This is a genomic window from Leifsonia sp. 2MCAF36, from assembly GCF_052115525.1.
Taxonomy (GTDB): Bacteria; Actinomycetota; Actinomycetes; order Actinomycetales; family Microbacteriaceae; genus Leifsonia.
Map to the genome: position 1 here is coordinate 35,899 of NZ_JBFRGV010000011.1, position 24,820 is coordinate 60,718.

The 24,820-nt window shown below is 70.5% G+C and carries 25 protein-coding genes; 6 read left to right on the plus strand and 19 right to left on the minus strand.

Features of this window, described 5'->3' with window-relative positions:
- Positions 1 to 82: 82 nt before the first annotated feature.
- The 10 genes from AB4079_RS16230 to AB4079_RS16275 all read right to left on the minus strand — a co-directional run bounded on the left by AB4079_RS16230 (position 83) and on the right by AB4079_RS16275 (position 11,161).
- Complete coding sequence (locus tag AB4079_RS16230; RefSeq protein ID WP_441788353.1) at positions 83 to 565, minus strand: MarR family winged helix-turn-helix transcriptional regulator; 483 nt, start codon at positions 563 to 565, stop codon at positions 83 to 85.
- A 74-nt stretch (positions 566 to 639) separates the two neighbouring features.
- Positions 640 to 1,401 (minus strand): alpha/beta fold hydrolase, encoded by a 762-nt coding sequence (locus tag AB4079_RS16235; protein WP_441788354.1) that lies wholly within the window; start codon positions 1,399 to 1,401, stop codon positions 640 to 642.
- Positions 1,398 to 2,552 carry an enolase C-terminal domain-like protein gene (locus AB4079_RS16240; protein WP_441788355.1) on the minus strand — a complete coding sequence of 385 codons (1,155 nt, stop codon included), beginning with the start codon at positions 2,550 to 2,552 and terminating at the stop codon, positions 1,398 to 1,400. Before AB4079_RS16240 ends, AB4079_RS16235 begins: the two co-directional genes overlap by 4 nt.
- Positions 2,542 to 4,371, minus strand: a complete 1,830-nt coding sequence (locus AB4079_RS16245) for a thiamine pyrophosphate-requiring protein (RefSeq protein WP_441788356.1) — start codon at positions 4,369 to 4,371, stop codon at positions 2,542 to 2,544. The genes AB4079_RS16240 and AB4079_RS16245 overlap by 11 nt, the downstream gene beginning before the upstream one ends.
- 64 nt (positions 4,372 to 4,435) lie before the next feature.
- Complete coding sequence (locus AB4079_RS16250; RefSeq protein ID WP_441788357.1) at positions 4,436 to 6,070, minus strand: GMC family oxidoreductase; 1,635 nt, start codon at positions 6,068 to 6,070, stop codon at positions 4,436 to 4,438.
- Positions 6,067 to 6,702, minus strand: a complete 636-nt coding sequence (locus tag AB4079_RS16255; protein WP_441788358.1) for a gluconate 2-dehydrogenase subunit 3 family protein — start codon at positions 6,700 to 6,702, stop codon at positions 6,067 to 6,069. The genes AB4079_RS16250 and AB4079_RS16255 overlap by 4 nt, the downstream gene beginning before the upstream one ends.
- Positions 6,699 to 7,097, minus strand: a complete 399-nt coding sequence (locus AB4079_RS16260; RefSeq protein ID WP_441788359.1) for a hypothetical protein — start codon at positions 7,095 to 7,097, stop codon at positions 6,699 to 6,701. Before AB4079_RS16260 ends, AB4079_RS16255 begins: the two co-directional genes overlap by 4 nt.
- A 165-nt stretch (positions 7,098 to 7,262) precedes the next feature.
- A complete protein-coding gene (locus AB4079_RS16265; protein ID WP_441788360.1) occupies positions 7,263 to 8,591 on the minus strand; it encodes an NAD(P)/FAD-dependent oxidoreductase in 1,329 nt (442 codons plus the stop codon).
- Between the two features lie 3 nt (positions 8,592 to 8,594).
- The gene (locus AB4079_RS16270) at positions 8,595 to 10,397 is read right to left on the minus strand and encodes a glycoside hydrolase family 15 protein (protein WP_441788361.1); all 1,803 of its coding nucleotides are present in this window, start codon (positions 10,395 to 10,397) and stop codon (positions 8,595 to 8,597) included.
- A complete protein-coding gene (locus tag AB4079_RS16275; RefSeq protein WP_441788362.1) occupies positions 10,394 to 11,161 on the minus strand; it encodes a glucose 1-dehydrogenase in 768 nt (255 codons plus the stop codon). Before AB4079_RS16275 ends, AB4079_RS16270 begins: the two co-directional genes overlap by 4 nt.
- 216 nt (positions 11,162 to 11,377) lie before the next feature.
- On the opposite strand from AB4079_RS16275, the gene AB4079_RS16280 reads away from it, so the two are divergent.
- Together AB4079_RS16280 and AB4079_RS16285 are read left to right on the plus strand one after the other, a co-directional pair.
- Positions 11,378 to 12,751, plus strand: a complete 1,374-nt coding sequence (locus tag AB4079_RS16280) for an NAD-dependent succinate-semialdehyde dehydrogenase (protein WP_441788363.1) — start codon at positions 11,378 to 11,380, stop codon at positions 12,749 to 12,751.
- Between the two features lie 109 nt (positions 12,752 to 12,860).
- The gene (locus tag AB4079_RS16285) at positions 12,861 to 13,181 is read left to right on the plus strand and encodes a DUF7882 family protein (protein ID WP_441788364.1); all 321 of its coding nucleotides are present in this window, start codon (positions 12,861 to 12,863) and stop codon (positions 13,179 to 13,181) included.
- Between the two features lie 14 nt (positions 13,182 to 13,195).
- Here the strand turns inward: AB4079_RS16285 and AB4079_RS16290 are convergent, their stop codons facing one another.
- Positions 13,196 to 14,071 (minus strand): aminoglycoside phosphotransferase family protein, encoded by an 876-nt coding sequence (locus AB4079_RS16290; protein WP_441788365.1) that lies wholly within the window; start codon positions 14,069 to 14,071, stop codon positions 13,196 to 13,198.
- A gap of 121 nt (positions 14,072 to 14,192) precedes the next feature.
- Here AB4079_RS16290 and AB4079_RS16295 point away from each other — a divergent pair, with 121 nt between their 5' ends.
- Positions 14,193 to 15,590, plus strand: coding sequence for a pyridoxal phosphate-dependent decarboxylase family protein (locus tag AB4079_RS16295; RefSeq protein WP_441788366.1), 1,398 nt, complete (start codon positions 14,193 to 14,195; stop codon positions 15,588 to 15,590).
- 78 nt (positions 15,591 to 15,668) lie between these two features.
- Here the strand turns inward: AB4079_RS16295 and AB4079_RS16300 are convergent, their stop codons facing one another.
- The 3 genes from AB4079_RS16300 to AB4079_RS16310 form a co-directional block, all read right to left on the minus strand.
- Positions 15,669 to 15,923 (minus strand): DUF6458 family protein, encoded by a 255-nt coding sequence (locus AB4079_RS16300; RefSeq protein WP_441788367.1) that lies wholly within the window; start codon positions 15,921 to 15,923, stop codon positions 15,669 to 15,671.
- 13 nt (positions 15,924 to 15,936) lie between these two features.
- Complete coding sequence (locus AB4079_RS16305; protein WP_374009423.1) at positions 15,937 to 16,101, minus strand: hypothetical protein; 165 nt, start codon at positions 16,099 to 16,101, stop codon at positions 15,937 to 15,939.
- A gap of 69 nt (positions 16,102 to 16,170) precedes the next feature.
- Entirely contained in the window at positions 16,171 to 16,662 is a 492-nt protein-coding gene (locus tag AB4079_RS16310) for a MarR family winged helix-turn-helix transcriptional regulator (protein ID WP_441788368.1), read from the minus strand.
- A gap of 97 nt (positions 16,663 to 16,759) precedes the next feature.
- Between AB4079_RS16310 and AB4079_RS16315 the strand changes: the two genes are divergently transcribed.
- Both AB4079_RS16315 and AB4079_RS16320 read left to right on the plus strand, forming a co-directional pair.
- Positions 16,760 to 18,067, plus strand: coding sequence for a serine/threonine-protein kinase (locus AB4079_RS16315; protein WP_441788369.1), 1,308 nt, complete (start codon positions 16,760 to 16,762; stop codon positions 18,065 to 18,067).
- A 69-nt stretch (positions 18,068 to 18,136) separates the two neighbouring features.
- Positions 18,137 to 19,114, plus strand: coding sequence for a diacylglycerol/lipid kinase family protein (locus AB4079_RS16320; protein WP_441788370.1), 978 nt, complete (start codon positions 18,137 to 18,139; stop codon positions 19,112 to 19,114).
- Positions 19,115 to 19,138: 24 nt separating this feature from the next.
- Here AB4079_RS16320 and gap read toward each other — a convergent pair whose 3' ends face one another.
- The 5 genes from gap to AB4079_RS16345 form a co-directional block, all read right to left on the minus strand.
- Entirely contained in the window at positions 19,139 to 20,137 is a 999-nt protein-coding gene (gene gap / locus AB4079_RS16325; protein ID WP_441788371.1) for a type I glyceraldehyde-3-phosphate dehydrogenase, read from the minus strand.
- A gap of 228 nt (positions 20,138 to 20,365) precedes the next feature.
- Entirely contained in the window at positions 20,366 to 21,310 is a 945-nt protein-coding gene (locus AB4079_RS16330) for a GlxA family transcriptional regulator (RefSeq protein ID WP_441788372.1), read from the minus strand.
- Entirely contained in the window at positions 21,307 to 21,738 is a 432-nt protein-coding gene (locus tag AB4079_RS16335) for a MarR family winged helix-turn-helix transcriptional regulator (protein ID WP_441788373.1), read from the minus strand. The genes AB4079_RS16330 and AB4079_RS16335 overlap by 4 nt, the downstream gene beginning before the upstream one ends.
- Before the next feature lie 57 nt (positions 21,739 to 21,795).
- Positions 21,796 to 23,229, minus strand: a complete 1,434-nt coding sequence (gene argG, locus AB4079_RS16340; RefSeq protein ID WP_441788374.1) for an argininosuccinate synthase — start codon at positions 23,227 to 23,229, stop codon at positions 21,796 to 21,798.
- A gap of 103 nt (positions 23,230 to 23,332) precedes the next feature.
- Entirely contained in the window at positions 23,333 to 23,869 is a 537-nt protein-coding gene (locus AB4079_RS16345) for a GNAT family N-acetyltransferase (RefSeq protein WP_441788375.1), read from the minus strand.
- 269 nt (positions 23,870 to 24,138) lie between these two features.
- Between AB4079_RS16345 and AB4079_RS16350 the strand changes: the two genes are divergently transcribed.
- Positions 24,139 to 24,810: a GntR family transcriptional regulator gene (locus tag AB4079_RS16350; protein ID WP_441788376.1), complete on the plus strand. Its 672-nt coding sequence runs from the start codon at positions 24,139 to 24,141 to the stop codon at positions 24,808 to 24,810.
- Positions 24,811 to 24,820 lie beyond the last annotated feature (10 nt).

The following is a 24,820-nucleotide window of genomic DNA, read 5'->3' on the forward strand; positions in this document are numbered from 1 at the left end:
TTTCGACGACAAATGCGGCGGCCGCGTGATGCGGCCGCCGCTTCGTCGTTCGTCGGCCCCGGCGACAGTCGCCGACGCAGCGCTACCGCGCGACGTGCGGCACGGGCTGAAGGAGGGTGAACCGTCCGTCCTCGGAGGGTGCGACCCCGGCAGCGCCGGCGAAGGCCGTGAACGAGCGCGCGGCGGCGTCCCGGTCGGCGGGGTTCATCGCCGCGAAGACCTCGGCCAGCGCGTTGCGGCGGTGCGCGATCACCTGCTCCACCAGCCGCTCGCCCTCGGGCGTCAGGGTGAGCTGTACGTAGCGCCGGTCCGCCGGGTCCTCGCGTCGCTCGATCAGCCCCGCCCGCACGAGCTTCTCGCTGGTACGCGTGGCGTTCGACGCGTGGACGCCCAGCTCGACGGCCAGGTCGCCCGGGTTCTGGGGTCCGCGGGTCGCGATGAACACCAGCACGCGGAGTTGCGGTGAGCTGACGATGTGCTCGACCTCCATCACCGACCGTGCGGCCACGTGCATCAGCACGTCCGCGGCTCGCAGGGCTGCATCGACCGGTTCCTCGTCGCTCACCCCTCCTTTCTATCGTGAAAGCGTTGCGATGATGCAATGCTTGCGTGATTTCCGGCCGTGTGCGTCCCCTCCCGTCACGCCGTCAGGAAGGCGATGACTCGATCCCAGTGCCGTCCGATGATGTCCGCGCCGCCGTCCACCCGCTCGACCCGGGCGTTGGGCATCCCGGCGGCGAACCACCGGGCGTCGTGGACGGTCGCGTAGTCGTCGCCGCTGCCGTAGAGGATCAGCGCCTCCGCGTCCGTGCGCCAGACCGCATCCGTCGCCTGGAACGCGTGCCGGTCAGCCTGGACGCCCGCGTCTCCCTGCGTCGACGCCGCGTCGAGCATCCGCCCGAGGCGGTCCCGGTAGCCGAGCGGCTCGCCCACCGCCCCCACGGCCACCGGCTGCGGTGCGCTGGGGCGCGGCTGCGGGACGGCGCCCGCACGCGACGGCGCGGGCGCGGCCACCAGCGCGAGCCGATCGACGAGCTCCGGATGGCGTGCGGCAAGCGCTGCCGCGTAGATGCCGCCCTCACGCCAGCCCACCACTCCGACGTGTCCGTACGCCGTCTGGGTCGCCGACCGGGCGCCCGCCTCGGCTTCCCTCAGGTAGCCGGCCAGGTCGTCCACCCACTCGGAGACGCTCAGCTCTGCAGGCTCGGTCGCGCCATAGCCGGGTCGCTCGAAGCTGAGCAGGTGGATGCCGGAGCGCGAGGTCACGTCCGGCGCCGGGTCGAAGCCGGACGCCCCGGGGGTCGGGTGCACCAGCACGGCGAGACGCTCACCCGCAGGGTCTCCGAGCCCCGTCATCCCCACTTCGCGGCCGCTGGGGAGCCGCACCATCCGGTAGGTCATTGCTTTCCTCCTCCGTCGTCGAGGTCCGCGGTGAACGCGTCGACCCGGTAGGGAGCGGCGTCCGCCTCCCTGAGGGTCAGGCCGTGGCCGGGCGCCGACCGGTCGGGCACCAGGTCGCCGCCGCGCAGTGCCGGTACGCCGTCGAAGAAGGCGCCGGCGATACGCGCGTGGTCGTGGAAGTACTCCACGTTGATCACCCCGTCGAACGCGGCGCCGACCGAGGCGTGCAGCGCGGGCGCTGTGTGCGCGCTGAGCGGGACCCCGAATGCCTGTGCCAGCGCGGCCGCCGCACGGAACCCCGTGATGCCGCACCGGGTCGCGTCCGCCTGCAGCACATCCACGCAGCCGTCGACCAGCAGGTCGCGGAAGTCGGTCGGGACGTAGCCGTACTCGCCGGCCGCGACCCGGATCGGTGCGGGCATCCGGTCCCGGAGCAGGTGCAGGCCCTCCCGGTCGTCGCTGCTGACCGGCTCCTCGAACCAGGTGACGTCCGACTCGGCGAACCGCTCGGCGAGGTCCAGTGCCTGCTTGCGCGCGTAGGCGCCGTTCGCGTCCACGAAGAGCTCCGTGCGGGGGCCGACGGCCTCCCGGGCCAGCGCCACCCGGCGGACGTCGTCTTCGGGATGCGAACCCACCTTCATCTTGACCGCGCTCAACCCGTGCGCCGCCCAGGCGCCGAGCTGCTCCACGAGTTCGTCGTCGGTGTAGTCGGTGAAGCCGCCGCTGCCGTACGCCGGGACCGTGTCGTGGGCGCCCCCGAGGTACTGGGTGAGCGAGACCTGTGCGAGCCGGGCCGCCAGGTCGTGCACGGCGATGTCGACCACCGAGATCGCGCTCGCGCAGAGGCCGGGCCAGCCGGCGTTGCGGACGGCCCGGGCCATGGTCCAGAAGATCCGCTCGGTGTCACGCGCGTCCATCCCGGCGAGCACCGGGCACAGCAGCTCGCGCACGATCGCCAGGGCCGCGGGGGAGGTGTGCACGAAGCCGAGCCCCTCCTCGCCGCCTGCCTGCAGCCGGACGACGATGACGCCCGTGCTGTCCCAGGTGATCGTGCCGTCGCTCTCCGGCCGCTCCCGGCCGTCCGTCGCGGTGGGTACCACGTACGCCTCGGCGGCGATGGAGCGCAGCCGCGCCTCCGGGTCAGCCCTCATCGTCGTGCGTGTCGCGGTGCAGGGCGCCTTTGACCCGTTCCACCCCCTCCGTCACCAGAGACGTCGCCGAGTCCTTGATCGCTCCGAGGCCCTCCGGGTCGCCCTTCAGCAGCGCCTTGGCGGTGTTCAGGGCGAATTCGGCGGTGATGTGCGGCGGCAGCGGCGGGACGTTCCGGCTGGTGTGGGCGTCGATCAGCGTCACGCCGCGGTGGGCGAAGGCGGCATCCCAGGCCGCGGCAACGTCGTCGTCGCTCGTCACGGTGATGCCGTTGAACCCGAGCAGCCGTGCCCAGCCGGCGTAGTCGACGGACTCGACATCCTGGGAGGTGGACCAGACCGGGTTGGCGTCCTCCGTTCGCATCTCCCACGAGACCTGGGCGAGGTCGTCGTTGTGCAGCACCAGAATGATGAAGGTGGGATCGTCCCATCGCGAGAGGTACTTCTTGAGGGTGATGAGCTCGTTCATGCCGAGCATCTGGAACGCACCGTCGCCGATGGTGCAGACGACCGTCCGCTCGGGGTAGGCGAACTTCGCCGCTTCGGCGTAGGGCATGGCCGCGAGCATGCTGGCGAGCCGCCCGGAGAGGTCGCCGAGCATCCCGTCGTGCAGCCGGATGTAGTGGCCGTACCAGTCGGCGCTCGTTCCGGCATCGGCGGTGACGATGGCACCGGCGGGAAGACGGGTGTTCAGCTCCTGGTAGACCCGGCGCGGGTTCACCCCGTCGTCGTAGGTCTGCTCGGCCTGCGCCGCGAGCTCGTCGTCCCACTTCGCCATGTCGGCGGCGACCTTCTCCTGCCAGGAGAGGTCGACCTTCTGCGTGAGCAGCGGGATGAGGTGGTTCAGCGTCGTCTTGACGTCGGCCCAGATGCTCACCTCGGTCGGGTAGCGCATCCCGAGCTGCTCCGGCCGCAGGTCGACCTGCACGGCGCGTGCCTGCCCGGTGGCCGGCAGGAACTGGCCGTACGGATAGTTGGTGCCGAGCAGGACGAGCGTGTCGCAGTCCTTCATCTGGGTGTAGCTGGCGCGCGATCCGAGCAGGCCGAGCTGCTGCGTGTGGAACGGCACGTCGGAGGGCACCACCTGCTTGCCGCGGAGGCTGGTGATGATGCCGGCGCCCGCGAGTTCGGCCGCCTCCAGCACCTCCGCCGTCGCGCCGTTCGCGCCGTGGCCGACGAGGAAGGTGACGCGTTCGCCGGCATTGATGATCTCCGCGGCGGCCCGCAGCTGCTCCTCCGGCGGCGCCAGGGCGGTGGAGGGTGCCACGGCGCTCGACCGCGACTGCCACATCGCCGCTCCCGGCTCCACCATCTTCTCGCCCTGCACATCGTGCGGGAGGATGATGACGCAGGGCTGCAGGCGGGTGATCGCCGTGCGGAACGCGGTGTCGACCACGGCTTGGGCCTGGGCGGGCGAGACGATCGTCTGCACGTACGCCGCCACGTCGGAGAACGTGCGCTCGAGGTTGCTCTCCTGCTGGTTGAACGTGCCGAGCGAGTCGAGGCCCTGCTGGCCGACGATCGCCACCACCGGCTGGTTGTCCATCTTCGCGTCGTACAGGCCGTTGATCAGGTGGAAGCCCCCGGGGCTCGACGTGGCGATGCAGACGCCCACCTCGCCGGTGAACTTGGCGTGGGCGGTCGCCATGAAGGCGCAGATCTCCTCGTGCGTCGGCCGGATGTACTCCAGACCCTCGCCCGCGCGCTCCGCCTTTCCGAGCGCGCCGTCGAACTCCCCGATCCCGTCTCCCGGGAAGCCGAAGACCCGCCGCACGCCCCACTCCCGGATGCGCTCGATCACGAACTCGCTCACCGTCGCCATGCTGTCTCCTCTGTCGTCTTCGTCTTCTCGGTTACCCGCCATCCAACGCTCGCCCCGCCGGCGGTCAACGCCCCGCCCGCCCGAGCAGCCGGTCGGCGGCGCGGGCGGCGACAGCCATGATGGTGAGTGCCGGATTGGCGCTGCCCTGGGTGGGCAGCACGCTTCCGTCGGCGATCAGCAGGTTGGGGACGGCGAACGCTCGGCAGTCGGCGTCGACCACCGCTTCGCGTTCGTCCCGCCCCATCCGTGCGCCGCCGACCAGGTGGGCGTAGCGCTGCACGGTCATCGTCTCCTGGGCGCCCGCTGCCTCCAGGATGCGCTCCATGGTCGACTGCGCCGCCTTCGCGAGCGCACGGTCGTTGTCGCACTGCGTATACGAGAAGTGTGCGACGGGAAGCCCGTAGCGGTCGGTCTCGTCCGCCAGCGTGACCCGGTTGTCCGGCTGCGGCAGGAATTCGCACAGCGCCCCGAGGCACGCCCAGTGCACGTAGTCGCTCATGTACCGCCGCAGGTCGGCACCCCAGTGTCCCTGCGCCATCACGTGCTCCGCCCACGTGATCGGCAGCGGCGACACCGTCTGGATGGAGTACCCGCGCTTGTACGGCTTGCCCGGGTCGGTCTCATAGAAGTCTTCGGTGCTGACCTCGGGCGGCGGCGCCTTCCACATCCGGATCTCGTCGGGGAAGCGCCCGGCGGTCTGCGGCGCCCCCTGCACCATGAGGTACCGGCCGACTTGGTCGAAGTCGTTGCACAGCCCATCGGGGAAGCGGGCGGAGCGCGAGTTCAGGAGCAGCCGCGGGGTCTCGATCGAGTAGCCGGCGATGGCCACCGTGCGTGCACGCTGGAAGCGCGGGACGCCGTCTTTGACGTAGTGGACCCCGGTGGCGTGCCCTGTGCGCTGGTCGACCTCGACGGAGGTGACCATACTGTCCGCGCGGACTTCGGCCCCGTTGTCGAGCGCGTCCGGGATGTGCGTGATGAGCGGCGACGCCTTCGCGTTCACCTTGCAGCCCTGCAGGCAGAAGCCGCGGTAGATGCAGTGCGGCCGGTGCCCGAAGCGCCCGTTGGCGATGGCGACGGGTCCCACTTTCGCCGTGACCCCGGCCGCGAGGGCGCCGCGCAGGAACGTCTCGCCGTTGCCGGAGACGGGATGCGGACGGTGCGGGTACCGGTGCGGGTCGCCCCAGTGCCAGTCCTCGCCGGCCACCGGCAGCTCGTTCTCGATGTCGGAGTAGTACGGCGACAGGTCCTCGTAGGCGATGGGCCAGTCGGCGCCGACGCCGTCCACGGTGCGGGTGTGGAAGTCGCTGGGGTGGAATCGGGGAACGTAGCCGGCGTAGTGGACCATCGAACCGCCGACGCCGCGGCCCGAGTTGTTGGAGCCGAGCGGCACGGGGTCGCCGCCGCCGATCTGCCGAGGCTCCGTCCAGTACAGGTGGTGCGAGCCGGCCTCGTCGCTGACCCAGTCGCGCTCCGGCTCCCAGAACGGCCCGGCGTCGAAGGCGACCGCGCTCCAGCCCGCGCGGGCGAGCCGCTGCAGCAGGACGGAGCCGCCGGCGCCGCACCCCACGATGGCGATGTCGACCTCGTCCGTGTCGGCGAAGCGCCGCATCCGCTCGCGCAGCCTCGGCTCCGGATGTGCGCCGTCGGGCGTGAACAGCCACGCCGAGGCGTTCCGCTCTGCGACGTCGGCGCTCACGAGCGGCCCTCGCTGCCGGCGCGGTGCCCGGCCGACCCTGACCCCGGCATGTCTGCGGGATGCGCATCCGCCACCTCGAACGGGTCGAGGCGTCCGATGCCGAGGTTCTTGTACCCGCGCGGATATGCCGGACCGGCGAAGCCGATCTCGTCCCAGGCGCGGGGGTGGCTGTAGAAGGCGGTGCAGGCGTAGCGCGTCCACAGGCTCCAGACCTGACCGCGGTGGAACTCGTGCCAGTCCCCGTCGCCGGTGCGGATGGCCTCCAGGAGGGTATGGCGTTCGCGGCGGTCGCACTCGGCGAACGTCCGGCCATAGGCGGCCCGTGCGTCGGCGTCCAGCGCGGCGAGGGTGAGATGCCAGGCGTCCCCGTCGATGGGCATGCTGTCGTAGTGCCAGCCGTCGGTCTGGCTCTCGGCGAGTCGCGCATCCACCATCGCTGTGACGGGCACGCGGTCGTCGCCCTGCTGGTCGAGAAGCTCGTCGAACAGGGCGGTGGCGGCTGCCTGCTCGACGACGTCGAAGAAGCGGATGTCGGACGGGCGCCCGATCCGGGCCTGCACGACCGCCCGGGTCGCTTCGTCCCAGTGCTTCGCCTGGTCGAGCACCCGGAAGCCCGGGAACCGCTCGCTCACTTCTCGCGCCTCAGGATCGCGGCGAGCAGCCCCATCCCGCCGACCATGGTGACCAGCAGCGGCGCGAGGAGCGGTGGGCCCATCTCGAGGTTGTAGCGGAGGTTCCGCCAGCCTCCCGGCTTCTGCGCCACACCCCTGGCGTGCAGGTAGGTGCCCTGCAGTCCGTTGGCCACGATCGTGGCGGCGGCGATCGGCAGTAGTGTTTTTGCTGCCCGGCGGTTCAGCACCCCGGCCACGCCGGCGACCGCGCCGACGGGTCCAAGGGCCACCGGCGCCCACATCCACGGGTTGCCGAAGCTGGCCTTGTCGTGCTCGAAGTAGATCTCGGCGGCAGTGACCAGCGAACCGACCGCCGTCAGTCCGGAGAGGGACCGCTCGAATCGGCCCGTTTCCACGTTCCGGACGAGGTGGTCGATCCCATGGACTGCTCCGTGTTCCGCGCGCCGCACCGGACGTGCACTCCGCTTCCTTCGCACTGCCACCTCCATTAGTTGCGGTATCGCAAGCATTCCACGCACCGCACTTTCGAGGAAGGCGCTCGCAGCGCCCTCCCAGGCACCTCACTGCTCCTGTTCGCGGGCCGCCTCCCGGAAACGCTGCCGGGGCTCGGGGAAGGCGCTGACCGGAGCATCGTCGCGCGGGGTCAGGCCGTTGCCGACCCAGCCGAGGACCAGCCGCAGCCTGCGGCCCACGCTCGGCAGGGCGATCGCGTGGTAGACCTTGTCGACCGCCCACGCCGGGACTCCGCGAAGCGGCACACCGCGCAGCACTGCGGCCCCGCGCATTCCGCCGTAGCTGGCCAGCGTGCCCAGGGAGGTGTGCCGGTACTCGACGGGAGGTCGACCATCGATCGCACGTCGCAGGTTGCCGGCGAGCACCCGGGCCTGGCGGATCGCGTTCTGCGCGTTGGGCGGGTAGTACGCGGGCTGGTGCTGCGCCGTCAGGTCGGGCACCTGCGCGTCGTCGCCGAGCGCCCAGACGCCTTCCAGCGGCGTGCCGTCGTCGGCCACCGCCTGCAGGGTCGCGGCGCACTGGACGTGGCCTTTCTTGCCGCGCGGGACGTCCGTCCGGTCGAGCACCGGGTTGGGCGTGACGCCGGCGACCCAGACGATGGTGTCGGCCGGATGCGTCTCGCCGTTGTTCAGCACCACATCGCCGTTCTCGCACGAGGTCATCTCGGTGTTCACAAGGACCCGGATGCCGCGCCTGCGCAGCAGCCGAAGTGTCCAGGCGGAGAGCGCATCGGTGAGCTCGGCGGCGATGCGTCCGGCCGCCTCGACGAGCAGCCAGTTCATTCGCTCGCCGTCGAGGCGACGGTAGCGTTCGAGCTCGGCGGACGCGAGCCGCTGCAGCTCCGCGATCGCTTCGACGCCGGTGTAGCCGCCGCCGACGAACACGAACGTGAGGGCGCGCTGCCGTGCAGCCCGATCGGTGGTCGTCGCGGCGAAACGGATGCGCTCGAGCACGTGGTCGCGCAGGTACCCGGCCTCCTCGATGCTCGAAAAACCGATCGCGTTCTCGGCGAGACCCGGTATCGGCAGCGTCTTCGTCACCGCCCCGACCGCGAACACGACGTGGTCGTAGCCGAGGGCGCGCTCCGTGCCGTCCAGCGTCCGGACGACGGCGACCTTGGCACCCGTGTCCACCGACTCCAGCGATCCCGCGATCAGGTCGACCTGCTTCAGCGGGCGGCGCAGCGGCACCACGCTGTCCCGCGCCTGCGTCTCGCCACCGGCCACTTCGGGGAGCAGCGGTTTGTAGGTGAGGTACGGCTGCGGGTCCACCACGGTAACCCGCAGGCGGTGTGCGGCCGCATCCCTTCGCAGGGCGCGCGCGAGGGTGAACCCGGCGAACCCCGCTCCGAGGATGAGGATGTGCGATTCGGCCATGGGTCACTCCTTCGCGATCAGGATCCGGTCCTGGGTGGTCCCGACATCCCCGGACAGCAGATGGAACGCGCTGCGAACCAGCGCGAAGTGGCTGTACGCCTGTGGCATGTTGCCGAGCTGGCGGGCGGTGTGCGGGTCCCACTCCTCGCTCAGCAGTCCGACATCGTTCCGGAGGGTCAGCAGGCGGTCGAACAGCTCCTCCGCCTCGTCCCGCCGCCCGGCGCCGAGGAGCGCATCCACGAGCCAGAAGGAGCAGGCGAGGAAGACGCCTTCGCCGCCCGGCAGCCCATCGTCACTGGCCTGGGGGCGGTAGCGGAGGACGAACCCCTCCTCGGTGAGCTCCCGCTGGATGGCTTCGATGGTGCCGACCACCCGCGGATCGTCCGGCGGGAGGAAACCCACGCGCGGGATCAGCAGCAGCGACGCATCCAGGTCCCTCGAGCCGTACGCCTGCACGAAGGTATTGCGCTTGGCGTCGAACCCGTTGGCGAGGATGTCGCGGCGGATCTCGGCCCGCAGTCGCTCCCAACGGCGAATCGGCCCGGGCAGGCCGAACTGCTGCGCGCCGTCGATCATGCGGTCGACGGCCACCCAGCACATGACCTTGGAGTGCGTGAAGTGCCTGCGCGGGCCGCGCATCTCCCACAGGCCGTTGTCCGGTTCGTGCCAGCGGCCGGCGAGGTGGTCGATGAGGGCGAGCTGCACGTTCCAGGCGTCGTCGCCGGAACCGATCGTCGTCCGGGTCAGGGCGAGCCCGTCGAGGACCTCGCCCCAGACATCCAGTTGGAGCTGCTCGGACGCGGCGTTCCCGACGCGGACAGGGGTGGAGTCGTCGTAGCCGCCGAGCCAGTCGAGCGTCTCCTCCGGCAGTCGGCGGCGGCCGTCGAGGCCGTACATGATGCGCAGGTCGGCCGGGTCGCCCGCGACTGCCCGCACCAGCCAGTCACGCCACGAGGCGGCCTCGTCCGTGTAGCCGGCCGTGATCATCGACTGCAGGGCGAGGGTCGCATCCCGCAGCCAGCAGAACCGGTAGTCCCAGTTGCGCGGGCCGCCCGGTTGCTCCGGGAGGGAGGTGGTCGGCGCCGCAACGATGCCGCCGGTCGGCAGGTAGGTGAGCGCCTTCAGAGTGATGAGTGAGCGCTGGATGGCGTCGGTGTGCGGACCGTAGGCGGTGCTCTGGCTGCTCCACCGGGACCAGAACAGCTCCGTCGCCGCCAGGGCCTCCTCCGGGTCGGCGGGCGTCGGCTCCCCCTCGTGGCTCGGATACCAGGTGAGGACGAACGCGACCCGGTCGCCCGGCTCGACCGTGAACTCGGCGACGGTGCGCAGGTCGCGGCCGGCGAGCGGCACATCCGAGGTGATGAGCACGGCATCCGGGCCCGCGACTGCGCGGACACCCCCGTCGGTCTTCGTCACCCAGGGCACCACGTGTCCGTAGTCGAAGCGGACGATGAGCTCGGCCTGCATCGGCACGGATCCCGAGATGCCCTCCACGATCCGCACCAGGTCCGCCGCCCGGTCGCGTACCGGCATGAAGTCGGTCACCCGGACATGTCCGTCCGCCGTCTCCCACTCGGTCTCCAGGATGAGCGTGTCGTCGCGGTAACGCCGCCGCGTGCAGCGGCCGGCGCCCGCGGGCGCCACCCGCCATCGGCCCGCCGCCTCCGTGTCGAGCAGTGCCGCGAAGCAGGCGGGGGAGTCGAAGCGCGGCAGGCACAACCAGTCGACCGAGCCGTCGGCCGAGACCATGGCGGCGGTGTGCAGGTCGCCGATCAGGGCATAGTCCTCGATCCGGGTGGCCGTCACAGTCCCACGCTGCCGTGCATGATGCCGCCGTCCACGAACACCGTGGTGGCCGTCATGTACTTCGCCGCATCCGAGACGACGAAGGCAACGACATCGCCGATCTCAGCGGGGTCCGCGACTTTCCGCAGCGGGATGCTGTTCTCCAGCTTCTGCCGCAGCGAGTCGTCCTTCATGGTCTCCGCGTTGATGGGAGTGTTCACCGCACCGGGCGCGACGCTCACCACGCGGACTCCTTGCGGCCCCAGCTCGACACCGGCCGTGCGCGTGAGCATCCGCATCCCGCCCTTCGACACGCAGTAGCTGAGGTTGCCGGGCATCGGCCAGTCCTCGTGCACCGACGAGACGTTGACGACGACACCGCCGTCGCCCTGCTCGATGAAACGCTTCGCCGCGCGCTGGGTACCGAAGACGGCGCTCTTCAGGTTGATCGCCATGACTTCGTCGAAGGTCTTCTCGTCCAGCTCCAGGATGCCGTGGCGCTTTTCGATACCGGCATTGTTCACGAAGGCGTCGAGCCTGCCGAACTCGTCGACGGCGGCCGAGATCAGCTTGTCGATGCCGGCCGGGCTCGAGACGTCGGCCTCGACGCCGAGCGCTCGGCCGCCCGCGGCCGTGATTTCCTTCACCAGGTCGGCCGCGTCCTCGGGCTGCGAGACGTAGTCGATGACGACGGCAGCACCGGCTGCCGCAAGCGAGCGGACGATCGCCGCGCCGATTCCCGTGTTGCCGCCGGTGACGACGACGCTCTTCTTGGTCAGGTCCACGAATCCTCCTCTGGATCACCGCCCATTGAACGCTGCCATTGCGCAATTGCAATCATCTGTGCGAAGGCTCGCAGGGACGCCGGCGCCGCTTCCCGGCCCTTGTACGCGGTGTCGAGCATCCCCGGAGGCCGTGGACGACGTGGCGAGCCACAGCGGGCGCGGAGGCCGTACTGTGAATGTGGGCCAGACCCGTTTCAGCGAAGAATGAGGAGTGCCATGAGCTACGCCGTGACCAATCCCGCCACCGGCGAGACGGTCAAGACCTTCGACACCATCAGCGACGCCGGTCTGCAGGCCGCGATCGCCGCAGCGGACGACACGTTCCGGACGTGGTCCCGCTCGACCACCGGGCAGGAGCGCGCCGCGCTCATCCGCCGCGTCGGCGAACTGCACGTGGAGCGCCGCCAGGAACTCGCGGACATCATCGTGCTCGAGATGGGCAAGCCGGTCGAGCAGGCGCTCGCCGAGGTGGACTTCGCCGGTGCCATCTACGAGTACTACGCCGACCACGCGGACGAGTTCCTGAAAGACGAGCCGATCCGGCTGCTCGACGGTGACGGCTCGGCCGTCATCCGCCGCTCCGCACTCGGTGTGCTGCTCGGCATCATGCCGTGGAACTTCCCGTACTACCAGGTTGCCCGGTTCGCCGGCCCGAACCTGGTGATCGGCAACACCATCCTGCTCAAGCACGCCGAGCAGTGCCCGGAGTCGGCCGCCGCGATCCAGCAGATCTTCCTCGACGCGGGCTTCCCCGAGGGCGCGTACATCAACATCTACGCCAGCCACCCGCAGATCGAGACGGTGATCGCCGACCCCCGCGTGCAGGGCGTCTCGCTCACCGGCTCGGAGCGCGCCGGCGCCAAGGTCGCCGAGATCGCCGGACGCAACCTCAAGAAGGTCGTGCTCGAGCTCGGGGGCTCGGATCCGTTCATCCTGCTCTCCACCGACGACCTGGATGCGGCCGTGCAGAACGCGGTGGACGCGCGCCTCGACAACAGCGGCCAGTCCTGCAACGCCGCCAAGCGGTTCGTCGTCATCGACGAGCTCTACCCGTCGTTCCTCGAGAAGTTCACCGCCAAGCTGGCCGAGGTGGAGGCGAGCGACCCGACCAGTGACGGGTCGGCGCTCGGCCCGCTCTCGTCGCTGAAGGCTGCGGAGAACCTCGACGAGCAGGTGAAGCGCGCGGTGGAGAACGGTGCCACCCTGGTCCGAGGCGGCGGCCGCAACGGTGCGTTCTTCGAGACCACCGTGCTGACCGATGTGGCCCCCGAGAACCCGGCATCGCAGGAGGAGTTCTTCGGACCGGTCGCGCAGGTCTTCCGCGCGAAGGACGAGGAGGACGCCGTCCGCATCGCCAACGACACCCCGTTCGGGCTCGGCTCCTACCTCTACACGACGGACAAGGAGCAGGCGGAGCGCGTCGCGAACCGCATCGAGGCGGGCATGGTCTTCGTCAACGTGGTCCTCGCCGACGGCGCGGAGCTGCCGTTCGGCGGCGTGAAGCGGTCCGGCTCGGGTCGCGAGCTCGGCCGATTCGGCGCCGACGAGTTCGTCAACAAGAAGCTCATCCGGGTCGGCAACGACTGGTAAGCCGCGCGCCGATCAACGCAGGGGTCCGCGGCCGATCCGGCCGCGGACTCCTGCGTTCCGGTACGGCTCTGGGCTACGGTGATCGTGGAGGTGCTCGGTGGGATACATGATGTACGACAGCAGCACGCAGATCTCGTTCGAGGACCGCGTCCTCGCTCACCTCGAGGTCGTGATCGTCTCGAAGCTCCGGCGCAAGGAGTCGTTCGCCCTCAGCTGGCGGGAGGCGCCGGAGAACGGGGACGGGCGCACCACCATCTGGATCGACCCGTCCATCCCGCTGCGGTTCCGCTACAGCGGGTCGCGGCCGCCCGGGCTCGACCGCGACTGGGTGGAGCGCCTCGCGGCCGCCGCCGCGAGCTCCAGCGGACTGATCGCCGTCGACGAGGACGGCCAGCAGGTCACCGGCTCCACTCACGAGCGCGGGATGTAGCCGCCGGCGTTCGCTCACTCCTCCAGCTGCTGGAGGGCATGCTGGGCCAGTGCGGCCATCCGCGGGTTGTCGTCGGATGCCGTCGCCAGAGCAGAGGCCATCGCCACCGCCCAGCCGCGGGCGCGCCGCCAGGTGGCGGCGTCGGGTCGGCTTCGCAGCGACCGCCGGAAGCGTCCTCGCGCGTCCCCGTCGAACGTCAGCCACGCGGTGGCCAGGTCGGTCGCCGGGTCGCCGGACGTCACATCCCCGAAGTCGAGCACAGCTGCGAGAGAGCGGTCGGGCCCGAGCAGCAGGTTGCCCGGGTGCAGGTCGCCGTGCAGGAGGATCGGCGGCCCGTCCCAGACCGGAGCGTCGAGGGCTCGCCGCCAGGCCTCCTCGAGGTGGGCCACCTCCATCCTCCCGGACAGCGAGCGCAGCCGGGTGCGTACGACCTCGTGCCGCGCCGCCAGCGGGACGCCGCGGACCGGGTTGCGCGGCGCCTCCGGCGCGGGGACAGCCAGCTCGCCGACGAACCGTGCGAGCGGCTCGGCCAGTCCGGCACGCGCGTCCGCATCGACCGAGGCGCCGTCGGTCCCCTCGAACCACTCGACAATGCTCCACGGCCAGGGGAAGGTCGCTGAGGGCACTCCCAGCCGGATGGGCACCGGCACGGGTGTGCTGACCCGCGCGGCGATGTTCGGCAGCATGCGCTGCTCGTGCTCGATGAGGTGAGCGGCGACCTCCCGGCGCGGGACGCGGACCGCGAGGTGTTCGCCCAGTCGGTAGAGCTGGTTGTCCCAACCGTCGGTCACCAACTGCAGGTCGGCGCGGAGGTCGGGATGCTGCTCCGCGATGAGGCGGTCGACGAGCGCAACGTCGGTGCGGATGTCGGCGGCAGGTGTGTCGCTCACCGCTCGAACGTAGCAGAATGAGCGGGGTGGGGACCGGCGGCGCAGAATCAGTGCGTCAGACGCCCCAACGCGCAATAGTGTTGCAGCCAGGGCCAAACGGGTGCTCGTTCTGTGTGAAAGCATGTCCGTCGGAGGTTCCATGTCCCAGAAGCCCGCACCGCTCCACGACCGCATGCACGCAGTCACGCCCGAAACCCGGGAACTCGTCGACCTCGTGCTCGACTACTCGCGCCGCCGCATCCTGAGCGAAGACACGCCGCTCGACAAGCCGCTGCCGGAGTTCGAACTGCGCCGGCTCGCCGGCCAGACCGTCTCCGAGACGGGTATCGGGGCCGAGCGCGCCCTCGCCCTGTTCGAGCACGTGCTCGCGCCCGCGTGCATCACCACCGACCACCCGCGCTACCTGTCGTTCATCCCGACCGCGCCGACGAAAGCGGCGACCGCGTTCGACCTGGTCGTCTCGGCGAGCGCCGTCTACGGCGGCTCGTGGCTGGAGGGCTCCGGGGCGGTGTACGCCGAGAACCAGGTGCTCTCCTGGCTGGCCGCCGAGTTCGGCCTGCCGCCGACCGCCGGGGGCGTCTTCGTCCAGGGCGGGACGCTCGGAAACCTGTCCGCGCTGGTCGCCGCGCGCGACGCGGCCCGGACCGAGCGCGGCAATCCGTCCGGCCGCTGGGTGATCGTCTGCAGCGCGGAGGCGCACTCCTCGATCTCGTCGGCAGCCCGGGTGATGGATGTGGACGTCGTCGCCGTCTCGCCGGGCGAATCCGGCGTCCTGACCGGAGAGGCGGTGCGACCCGCGCTCGAGGAGTACGGCGATGCGGTGTTCGCGGTGGTCGCGACCGGCGGCTCCACCAACTTCGGCGTCGTCGACGACATCGCGTCCGTCGCCGCGCTGAAATCGGACTTCTCCTTCTGGCTGCACGTCGACGGCGCGTACGGACTCGCCGGAATGCTGTCGCCGCTCGCGCGGCACCGGTTCGCCGGGGTGGAGCAGGCCGACTCCGTGATCGTGGACCCGCACAAGTGGCTGTTCGCGCCGTTCGACGCCTGCGCCCTGATCTACCGGGACCCGGAGGCGGGCCGGCGCGCACATACCCAGCACGCCGAGTACCTGGACACCCTGACGGAGAACAACGAGTGGAGCCCGTCGGACTACGCGGCGCACCTCACCCGGCGGGCGCGGGGGCTGCCGTTCTGGTTCTCGCTCGCCACGCACGGTGCGGCCGCCTATCGTGACGCGGTCAGCGCATCCATTCGGCTGGCGGAGCAGATCGCCGACGAGATCGAGCGCCGCGACGGGTTCCGGCTGGTGCGCCGGCCGCAGCTGTCCGTCGTGGTCTTCGAGCGTGAGGGCTGGAGCAAGGAGGACTACGCGGTGTGGTCCGCACGCCTGCTGGAGGAGCAGCGCGCCTTCGTGACGCCGAGCTCGCACGCGGGACGCCCGAACACGCGGTTCGCCGTCCTCAATCCGCTCACCACGTTCGACGACCTGGCGGGCATCCTCGACACCATGGAGTGACCCGGGCGCGAAGAGCCCGCATGCAGAAGACCCCGTGCCGCAGGGCACGGGGTCTTCTGTTTTCCGAGAGGAAGGGTGTCAGACGATGTCGTCCGACTCGCCCGACCGGCGCGTGATCCGCTCGCCCGTCGCAGGATCGACGGCCGTGCGGGTGGTGGCGACGGAGGTGCGACGCCGGGTGATCAGCACGATCCCGATGATGATGCCGATGACGCCGGCCACCATCAGGATGTACCCCACCAGGTGCAGGTCGATCCAGCTGACCTGGATGTTGAGGGCGAACGCGAGGATCGCGCCCACCACGACGAGGAAGATCCCTGCGCCGAGACTCATGGGTGGCTCCGGCCTAGACTCGCCGGCTCCCCGTGAGCAGCCGCACCAGCCAAACGATCACGGCCAGCACGAGCAGGATGATTCCAACCCAGAGGAGGAAGTTCAGTGAGGAAACGAACCCACCGGTGAGCAGCAGGATGATCGCGATGATCGCGACAACAATGAGCAGGATGTTCATGGAGAAGTGTCCTTTCCTAGACGCGCTCCACTGAACAACTACTTCAATTGCCTAGCAATCCCCTTGACTTCAGGTGTGTTTCGTCCTAGCGACGCGTTCCGCTGCGATCCGGTCGACGGTCTCACGCATCCTGGTGAGGAATCGGGTGACCGTTTCCGCCTCGTCAGCACTCAGTTCGGCCGTGGCCGCCGCGATCTGCTCCTGTGCGGCCGCGAGCAGCGGCCCGGTCTCGCCGAGGGCAGCGCGGGTGGGGAGCAACTCCACCGACCGCTTGTCGATGCGGCTCGGTCGGCGCTCGACGAAGCCGTCGCGGACCAACCGGTCGATCAGCAGCGTCGTGGATGCGCTCGAGACGCCGAGGTAGGCGCTGATGTCCTTGGCAAAGGTCGGACGCGCCAGGGCCGTGTTGTCGAGGATGAGACGGAGCGCGAGCAGGTCGTTCTCCCCGATGCCCATGGCGGACCCCGTGCGGCGACGCATCGCCGCCTCCGCCGCACGATAGACCTGGAGCGCCTCCAGAACACCCGTGTCGGGGGGAGTCGCTTCCGGTTCGTGCTTCACCCTCCCCAGTGACCCCCTCGAACGCCCCGGATGCAACGGGGGTGGACCTTACTGTCGGCGGATTCACGGACACGGGTTCGGCGCGTATGCTCGCGCGGTGGACGAACGAGTGCTCCTCGAGCGATACGAGTTGCACGACCGATTGGGTCGTGGCGGGATGGCGACGGTGTTCCGTGCGCGCGACCTTCGCCTGGACCGCGAGGTCGCCGTGAAGGTGTTCCCGTCGGGGACGGCGGTGGACGACGCCCGTCGCCGCATCGAGGCCACCATGCTGGCCCGGCTGAGCCACCCGCACCTGGTGGCCCTCCACGACGCGCACCTCGCCGCGGACGGCGACTCCACCCCGACCTTCCTGGTGATGGAGCTGGTGGACGGCGAGGACCTCCGCAGCAGGCTGGAGCGCGGGCCGCTCCCCGAGGAGGAGGCGGTCGAGGTTGCGGCCGCGATCGCGGAGGCGCTCGTCGTCGTGCACGAGGCGGGCATGGTGCACCGGGACCTCAAGCCGGGCAACATCCTGTTCGCCGACTCCAGCGTGCCCGGGGCCCGTCCGGTCGTGAAGCTCGCCGACTTCGGCATCGCTCACCTTGTCGGGTCGGAGCGGATCACGACCATCGGCACAGTGATCGGCACCGCCGGCTACCTCAGCCCCGAGCAGGTCTTCGGCGGAGAGCCGGGGCCTGCGGCGGACATCTACTCGCTCGGGCTGGTGCTGCTGGAGGCGCTGACCGGGGTGCGCGAATACCCGGGCAGCCCGGTCGAGGCTGTGGCGGCGCGAGCGGCGCGCGACCCGCGCATCCCCGCATCCCTTCCGGAGGACTGGCGCGGTCTCATCGGTGCGATGACGGCTCGCGAGCCCGGGCTGCGGCCGACCGCGGTGGAGGTCGCCGTGATGGCTCGGGAGCTGGCCCCGCAGCTGGTGGGCTGGGTGCCCGACCCGGCCGAGGCCATCGTCCCCTCCGCTTTGCAGCCGACGATGCCGCTGTCGGCGGCGGATGCGGCCATGATCGGCGGGGAAGCGGAACAGGCCGCGCCGACGCGCGTCCTGCCTGCCGCATCCCGACGTGTGCCGCCGCGGCTGCGGAAGCTGACCCGCCGGCGGGGCGTCGTCGCGGGCGGCGTTGCGGCGGGCGCCGCCCTGGTGGTCGTCTCCACGCTCGCGCTCGGCAGCATGATGGCACCGGCCGAGGAGCCGCAGACCGTTCCCACCACTCCGCGACCGACCCCGAGCGTGCAGGCGCCGCCCGCCACCGTGGCCCCTGCCGTGACGCCTACGACGGTGCAGCCGGCCCCGACCGTCCCGGAGCAGCCCGCGCAGCAGGCGCCTGCGAAGCCGGACCCGAAGCCCAAGCCGGGTCCGGGCAAGGGCCCGGGCGGCGGTCCGGACAAGGGCCACGGGAAGGGCTGACGCACATCCCTCCGGCCCATCCGGCCGACCCGCTTCCGCACCCGCCCGTCCGCCGGTACTGTCCGGGATATGCCCGAGCAACCGAGGACCGCCGCGATCGTCGTGAACCCGGTGAAGGTGGATGAGCCGGCGCTGCGCGCGGCGCTCGCCGAAGCCGAGAAGCGGTGGGGATGGGCGGAGACGCTCTGGCTGGAGACGACCGAGAACGACCCGGGAACCGGCCAGGCCACGGAGGCTCTGGAGCGCGGCGTCGATGTCGTGATCGCGGCCGGCGGCGACGGCACGGTGCGCACGGTCGCCGAGACGCTCCGCGGCACCGGGGTGCCGATCGCGCTGCTGCCCTCCGGGACCGGCAACCTGCTCGCCCGCAACCTCGACCTGACCCTCGACGACGTCGTGAACGCCCTCGACTCCGCCTTCGACGGCGGCGATCGGAAGATCGACATGGGCGTCGTCGAGCTCCGAGAGGGCACCGACCCCATCCGTCGGCACGCGTACCTGGTGATGGCGGGGGTCGGGATCGACGCCCGCATGATCGCTGCGACCGACGACGACCTGAAGGCGCGGCACGGCTGGCTCGCCTACGTGAAGGCGATGGGCAAGGTGCTCCGCGACAAGAACGAGCTCCGCATCCGCTACCAGCTCGACAAGGGCACCCGGCACTCGGCGCGTGCCCACACCGTCCTGATCGGAAACTGCGGGTCGCTGCCCGCCAACGTCCTACTGCTCCCGGACGCGGCGGTCGACGACGGCGAGTTCGACATCGTCGTCCTGCGGCCCGAGGGTTTCGTCGGCTGGGTGCAGATCGCCGTCAAGATCTTCTGGGAGAACGGCGTCCTCCGGCGGACCACCGTCGGCCGGCGCCTGATGGGCGCCGACCGTGAGGTGCGGGCGATGAACTATTTCAAAGGCAGCGAGTTCATCATGCGGCTGAGCCGACCGGAAGAGGTGGAACTGGACGGCGACCTGTTCGGTCGCGCGTCCGCGCTCCGGACGTGGGTCGACCCGTCCAGCCTCACCGTGAAGGTGCCGCGCGCGGCCGAGTGACGTCGGCTGCGGCCTCCGTGGCGGTCAGGCGCTCGCCAGCAGCTCCAGCGTGTCGACGACGCGGTTGGAGAAGCCCCACTCGTTGTCGTACCAGGCCACGACCTTGATGTGCCGTCCGTCGACGCGGGTGAGTGCGGCGTCGAAGATGGACGAGGCCGGCTGCCCGGTGATGTCACTGGAGACGAGCGGCTCGTCCGCGTAGTCCAGGATGCCGCGCAGCGGGCCGTCCGCGGCCGCGCGGTACGCGGCGAGCACCTCGTCCCTGGTCACGTCACGCGCAACCGTCGTGTTGAGTTCCACGATGGAGCCGACCGGAACGGGGACGCGGATGGAGTCACCCGACAGCTTGCCGTCCAGCTGCGGCAGCACCAGCCCGATGGCCTTCGCCGCGCCGGTCGTCGTCGGAACGATGTTCACCGCGGCCGCGCGGGCACGGCGGAGGTCGCGGTGCGGGCCGTCCTGCAGGTTCTGCTCCTGCGTGTAGGCGTGCACGGTCGTCATGAAGCCGTGCTCGATGCCGGCCAGGTCGTCGAGGACCTTGGCGAGCGGAGCCAGCGCGTTCGTCGTGCAGGACGCATTGGAGACGATGACGTGGCGCTCCGGGTCGAAGGCGTCGGTGTTGACGCCGTACGCGAGGGTCACGTCCGCGCCGTCGGCGGGCGCGCTCACCAGGACGCGCTTGGCGCCTGCGGCGAGGTGGGCGCGGGAGGCCTCCGCGGAGGTGAATCGTCCGGTGGACTCGAGCACCACATCCACCCCCAGCTCGGACCAGGGGAGGGCGGCCGGCTCGCGCTCGGCCAGCACGCGGATGCGCTGGCCGTCGACGACCAAAGCGTCGCCGTCGACCTCGACGGTGCGGCCGAGGCGGCCGAGGGAGCTGTCGTACTTCAGCAGGTGCGCGAGCGTCGCAGGTGCGGTCAGGTCGTTGATGGCGACGACCTCGAGGTCGGAGTCGCGCTCGAGCAGGGCGCGGAGGGTGTTGCGGCCGATGCGGCCGAAGCCGTTGATGGCGATGCGGGTCATGGGGTTCCTTTCGTGTGCCGCATCCATGCTCCGTGGGTCCCGCCCGCCTCGCCAGAGGCGCGAACGCCACGGCACGAAAGTATCTCGCCAGACATCACGCCACACCTCGCAAGCATCCCGCCACCGTCCCGCCCACCGGGCGTCGAGTCGCGAGTGGATGTCGCTTCGGGCGCCGAGTTGCGACATCATGTCGCAACTCGGCAGAAGAGGCGGGCGGGAGAGGTCGCGTCAGGCGGAGAACGTGCGCCGGTACTCGGTGGGCGACGTCCCGAGGATGCGCTGGAAGTGCAGGCGCAGGTTCGCACCGGTCCCCAGCCCCACCCGGGCAGCGATCTGCTCCACGCCCAGGTCCGTGCGCTCCAGCAGCTCGCGCGCCACGTCGACGCGGGCGCGCAGCACCCACTGCATCGGGGTGTAGCCGGTGTCCTCGACGAATCGTCTCGAGAACGTCCGTGCGGAGACGTTGGCGTTGCGGGCGAGCTCCTCCAGCGTCAGCTGCTCGGAGAGGTGGGCGAGCGCCCAGTCGCGGGTGCCGGCGAAGAGGTCGCCCAGCGGCTCCGGCACGCTGCGCGGCACGTACTGCGCCTGCCCGCCGCTCCGGTACGGGGCCGCCACCAGTCGCCGGGCCACCCGGTTCGACAGGCCGACGCCGTGGTCCCGGCGGACCAGGTGCAGGCAGAGGTCGATGCCCGAGGCTGCACCCGCCGAGGTGAGAATGTCGCCCTCGTCGACGAAGAGCACGTTCTCGTCCACCCGGACGAGTGGATGCCGCTCCGCCAGCGCCCGCGTGTAGTGCCAGTGGGTGGTGGCCCGCTTGCCGTCGAGCAGGCCGGTCGCCGCCAGGGCGAACGCGCCGGTCGAGATGGCGGCCAGCCGGGCACCGCGCTCATGCGCCGCCAGCAGCGCGCCCACGACGGCGGCGGGCGGGTCGGCCGAGCCGGGGTTGCGGTACCCGGGGACGAACACCGTATCGGCCTGCGCAAGCGCCTCCAGGCCCTCGGCCACGTGGTACGACAGGCCGTCGCCGCCCGTGACGAGTCCGGGCCCCGCCCCGCACACCCGCACCTCGTACGGCATGCTCGGCCGGTGTGAGAACACCTGCGCCGGGATGCCGACGTCGAGCGGCTTCGCGCCCTCCAGCACCAGCACGGCGACGCGGTGGGATGCGGTCATGACCGGGCGGAGACGATCTGCAGCAGGGCGGCGCGCAGCGCGGCCGGGTCGGCGACGTCGGGGAAGACCTCGTCCTCGAGACCCCGCACCCCCGCGAAGGCGATGCGGCCCTCATCGGTGATCGCGAGGACGTGCCGCCTGCGATCGACCGGGTCCGGCGTCCGGGTGACGAGTCCCTCCCGCACCAGCCGGTCGACGGTCCGTGACATCGTCTGCGGTTCGACCTGGGCCATCCTCGCCAGGTCCGACTGCGAGTCGAAGCCGAGTTCGAGCAGGTGCAGCACGATCAGGCCGGCGTGGGTGAGGCCGCGCTGCTCCAGCGCCTCGGCCCACGCGCGCTCGACGGTACGGGATGCGGCCCCGAGCAGCCGGCCGAGCGGCCAGTTCTCGGGGCGGTGCTCCTCCGCCTCCGCCGCGCGCGTGTCCATACCCTCATCGTACGGAGGGAAAGCCGGATGCGGCGCTCGAGGCGCCGCACGGACGGCTCAGTCGGTGCCGGAGTCGAACGCGGCGCCCTCGGAGCTGAGGTCGATCTCGCGCGACAGCTCCTCGTCGACGGGCTCGACGCCCTCCAGGATCGCGCGAGCGCGTCCCGACTCCAGCTCGCCGACGAGTTCGCCCGTCGGGCCGCCGATGAGCCCGGACGCCGCGTACTGCTCCAGGCGCGAGCGGGAGTCGGCGATGTCGAGGTTCCGCATCGTCAGCTGCCCGATGCGGTCGCCTGGGCCGAACGCGGAGTTGCCGACCCGCTCCATCGACAGCTTCTCGGGGTGGTAGCTGAGCGCCGGACCCGAGGTGTCGAGGATCGTGTAGTCGTCGCCGCGTCGCAGACGGAGGGTGACCTCGCCGGTGATCGCGGAGCCGACCCAGCGCTGCAGGGACTCGCGCAGCATCAGCGACTGCGGGTCCAGCCAGCGGCCCTCGTACATCAGGCGGCCGAGGCGGCGACCCTCGTTGTGGTAGTTGGCGACCGTGTCCTCGTTGTGGATCGCGTTCAGCAGGCGCTCGTAGACGATGTGCAGCAGCGCCATGCCCGGCGCCTCGTAGATGCCGCGGCTCTTCGCCTCGATGATGCGGTTCTCGATCTGGTCGGAGGCGCCCAGACCGTGCCGGCCGCCGATCGCGTTCGCCTCCAGCACCAGCTCCACCGGGTCGTCGAACTCGACGCCGTTGATGGCGACGGGTCGACCGGCCTCGAAGCGGAGGGACACGGTCTCCGGAGTGACGTCCACGTCGTCGCGCCAGGCGGCGACGCCCATGATCGGGTCGACGATGTCGAGCCCGGCATCCAACTCCTCCAGGCGCTTCGCCTCGTGGGTCGCGCCCCAGATGTTGGCGTCCGTCGAGTACGCCTTCTCGGTCGCGTCGCGGTACGGGAAGCCGCGCGCGACGAGCCACTCGCTCATCTCTTTGCGGCCGCCCAGCTCCTCCACGAAAGCGGAGTCGAGCCACGGCTTGTAGATGCGCAGGCGCGGGTTGGCGATGAGGCCGTAGCGGTAGAACCGCTCGATGTCGTTGCCCTTGTAGGTGGACCCGTCGCCCCAGATCTCGACGCCGTCGTCCATCATGGCGCGCACCAGCAGGACGCCGGTGACCGCGCGGCCCAGGGGCGTCGTGTTGAAGTAGGTCTTGCCGCCCGAGCGGATGTGGAACGCGCCGCACTGCAGGGCGATCAGGCCCTCTTCGACGAGCGCACGCTTCGCATCCACCAGCCGGGCGATCTCGGCGCCGTACTCCTTGGCGCGACCGGGGACGGCCGCGATGTCCGGCTCGTCGTACTGCCCGATGTCGGCGGTGTAGGTGCAGGGCACCGCGCCCTTCTCGCGCATCCACGCGACCGCGCAGGAGGTGTCGAGCCCTCCCGAGAACGCGATACCGACTCGCTCACCGACGGGCAGACTGCTCAGAACCTTGGACACGCGCTCCAGCTTACTGGCGCCCAGTACCGCTCGCATTCGTGCCGAATGTGCGGTATCCGCAGGCAGAATCGATATTCGCCGCGAATGTAGACGCGCACTCGCATCACGTACCGGCTTCGCGCACGAAGAGGTCGCACTCCGTGTTGTAGTAGCGGTCGGTCAGGCCTTCATACCTCATCCCGATTCGCTCGCACACCCGCTGCGAGGCGGTGTTATCGGTCCGGGTCACGGCGACCACCTTCGGCAGCCCCGCGCCGAAGGCGCGCTCCAGGACCGCCGATGCAGCTTCTGTCGCGTAGCCGTTACCCCAGGCGTCCGGGTGAAAGTGCCAGCCGATCTCGGTGTCCCCGGAGGGCTCGAGCGGCTCGGTAGTTCCCGACGCGGGAATGGACTTGAGCAGGATCGTGCCCACGGGTCTTTCGGCCTCGCGGGGAACCACGACCCAGAAGCCGTGCACCGGGTGCTCGAAGCCACCGAGGCGTTGGACGAGAGCGAGTGCATCCGCCCGGTCGGTCATCACCCGGGGAGTTCGGCCCACGTACCGTTGCACCTCCCACCGCGAGTAGAGGTCGAAGGCGAAGTCCGCGTCGGCGAGCGACCAGGGGCGAAGGTCGAGCCGGTCGGTCGCGAGAGTCTTCACCCGGTCACCCTACTCAGGGCGATGTCGATGGGGCGAAATGCTGGTGCCTCCGCCCGGGGGCGGAGGCACCAGCACTCATTCGAAGGCGCCGGCAGATTGGGGGTTGCCGACTCCAGCAACCTAGCGGCAATTGAAACAACAATCTAGAGGAACAATTTCGAGCCCGAATGTGGTGTGCGAATCGCGAACGCGCGGCTACATTGGACCCCGCAGACGCACCGACTCGTGTCTCCCGTATCCCGAAACGTGGCGAGCCGGTGCAATTGGAGATGACCGTGCCCATTCCCGACCCCATCGACGGTCCGACTCCGCGCCGGCTCATCCGCGACCGAGCCTACGACGCCATCCGGGAGGCGATCCTCAGCGGTGAACTGCGACCCGGTGAGCGCCTCGACGACACGGAGCTGCAGAACTGGCTCGGCATCTCCCGGACGCCGATCCGGCAGGCCCTCTACGCGCTCACCCTCGAAGGGTTCATCGAGACAGCACCCCAGGCGCACACCAGGGTCGTGCGGCCACGGCCCGAGGATGCTGCGCACTACCTGCAGACCATCGGCGTGCTGGTCGCCGGGGTGACCGTGATCACCATGCGGGAGGCGACGGGGGAGCAGCGAGAGCGGCTGATCGAGCGGCTCCGACCGGCGACGGCTGCGATCGGAAGGGGCGAACGTAACGCGTTCATCGAGCGAGTGTCCGAGTACTACATCGCCCTCGTCGCCATGTGCCCCAACCCGATGCTCACGCGGCTGGTCGAGCAGACCGCGACAGCGCTCGGCTACAGCGTGGTCGTCGCGTTCGAGGATCTCCAGATCGACTGGGACGACGTCCGCGAGCAGTACGAGCTCCTCATCCAGGAGCTCGATTCCGGGACGCCGGAGACGATCGAGGATGCGACCCGGCAGCTGTTCCGGCTCCCGTCCACCAGCCGGCATCCGGCCTGAGGCCCAAGTC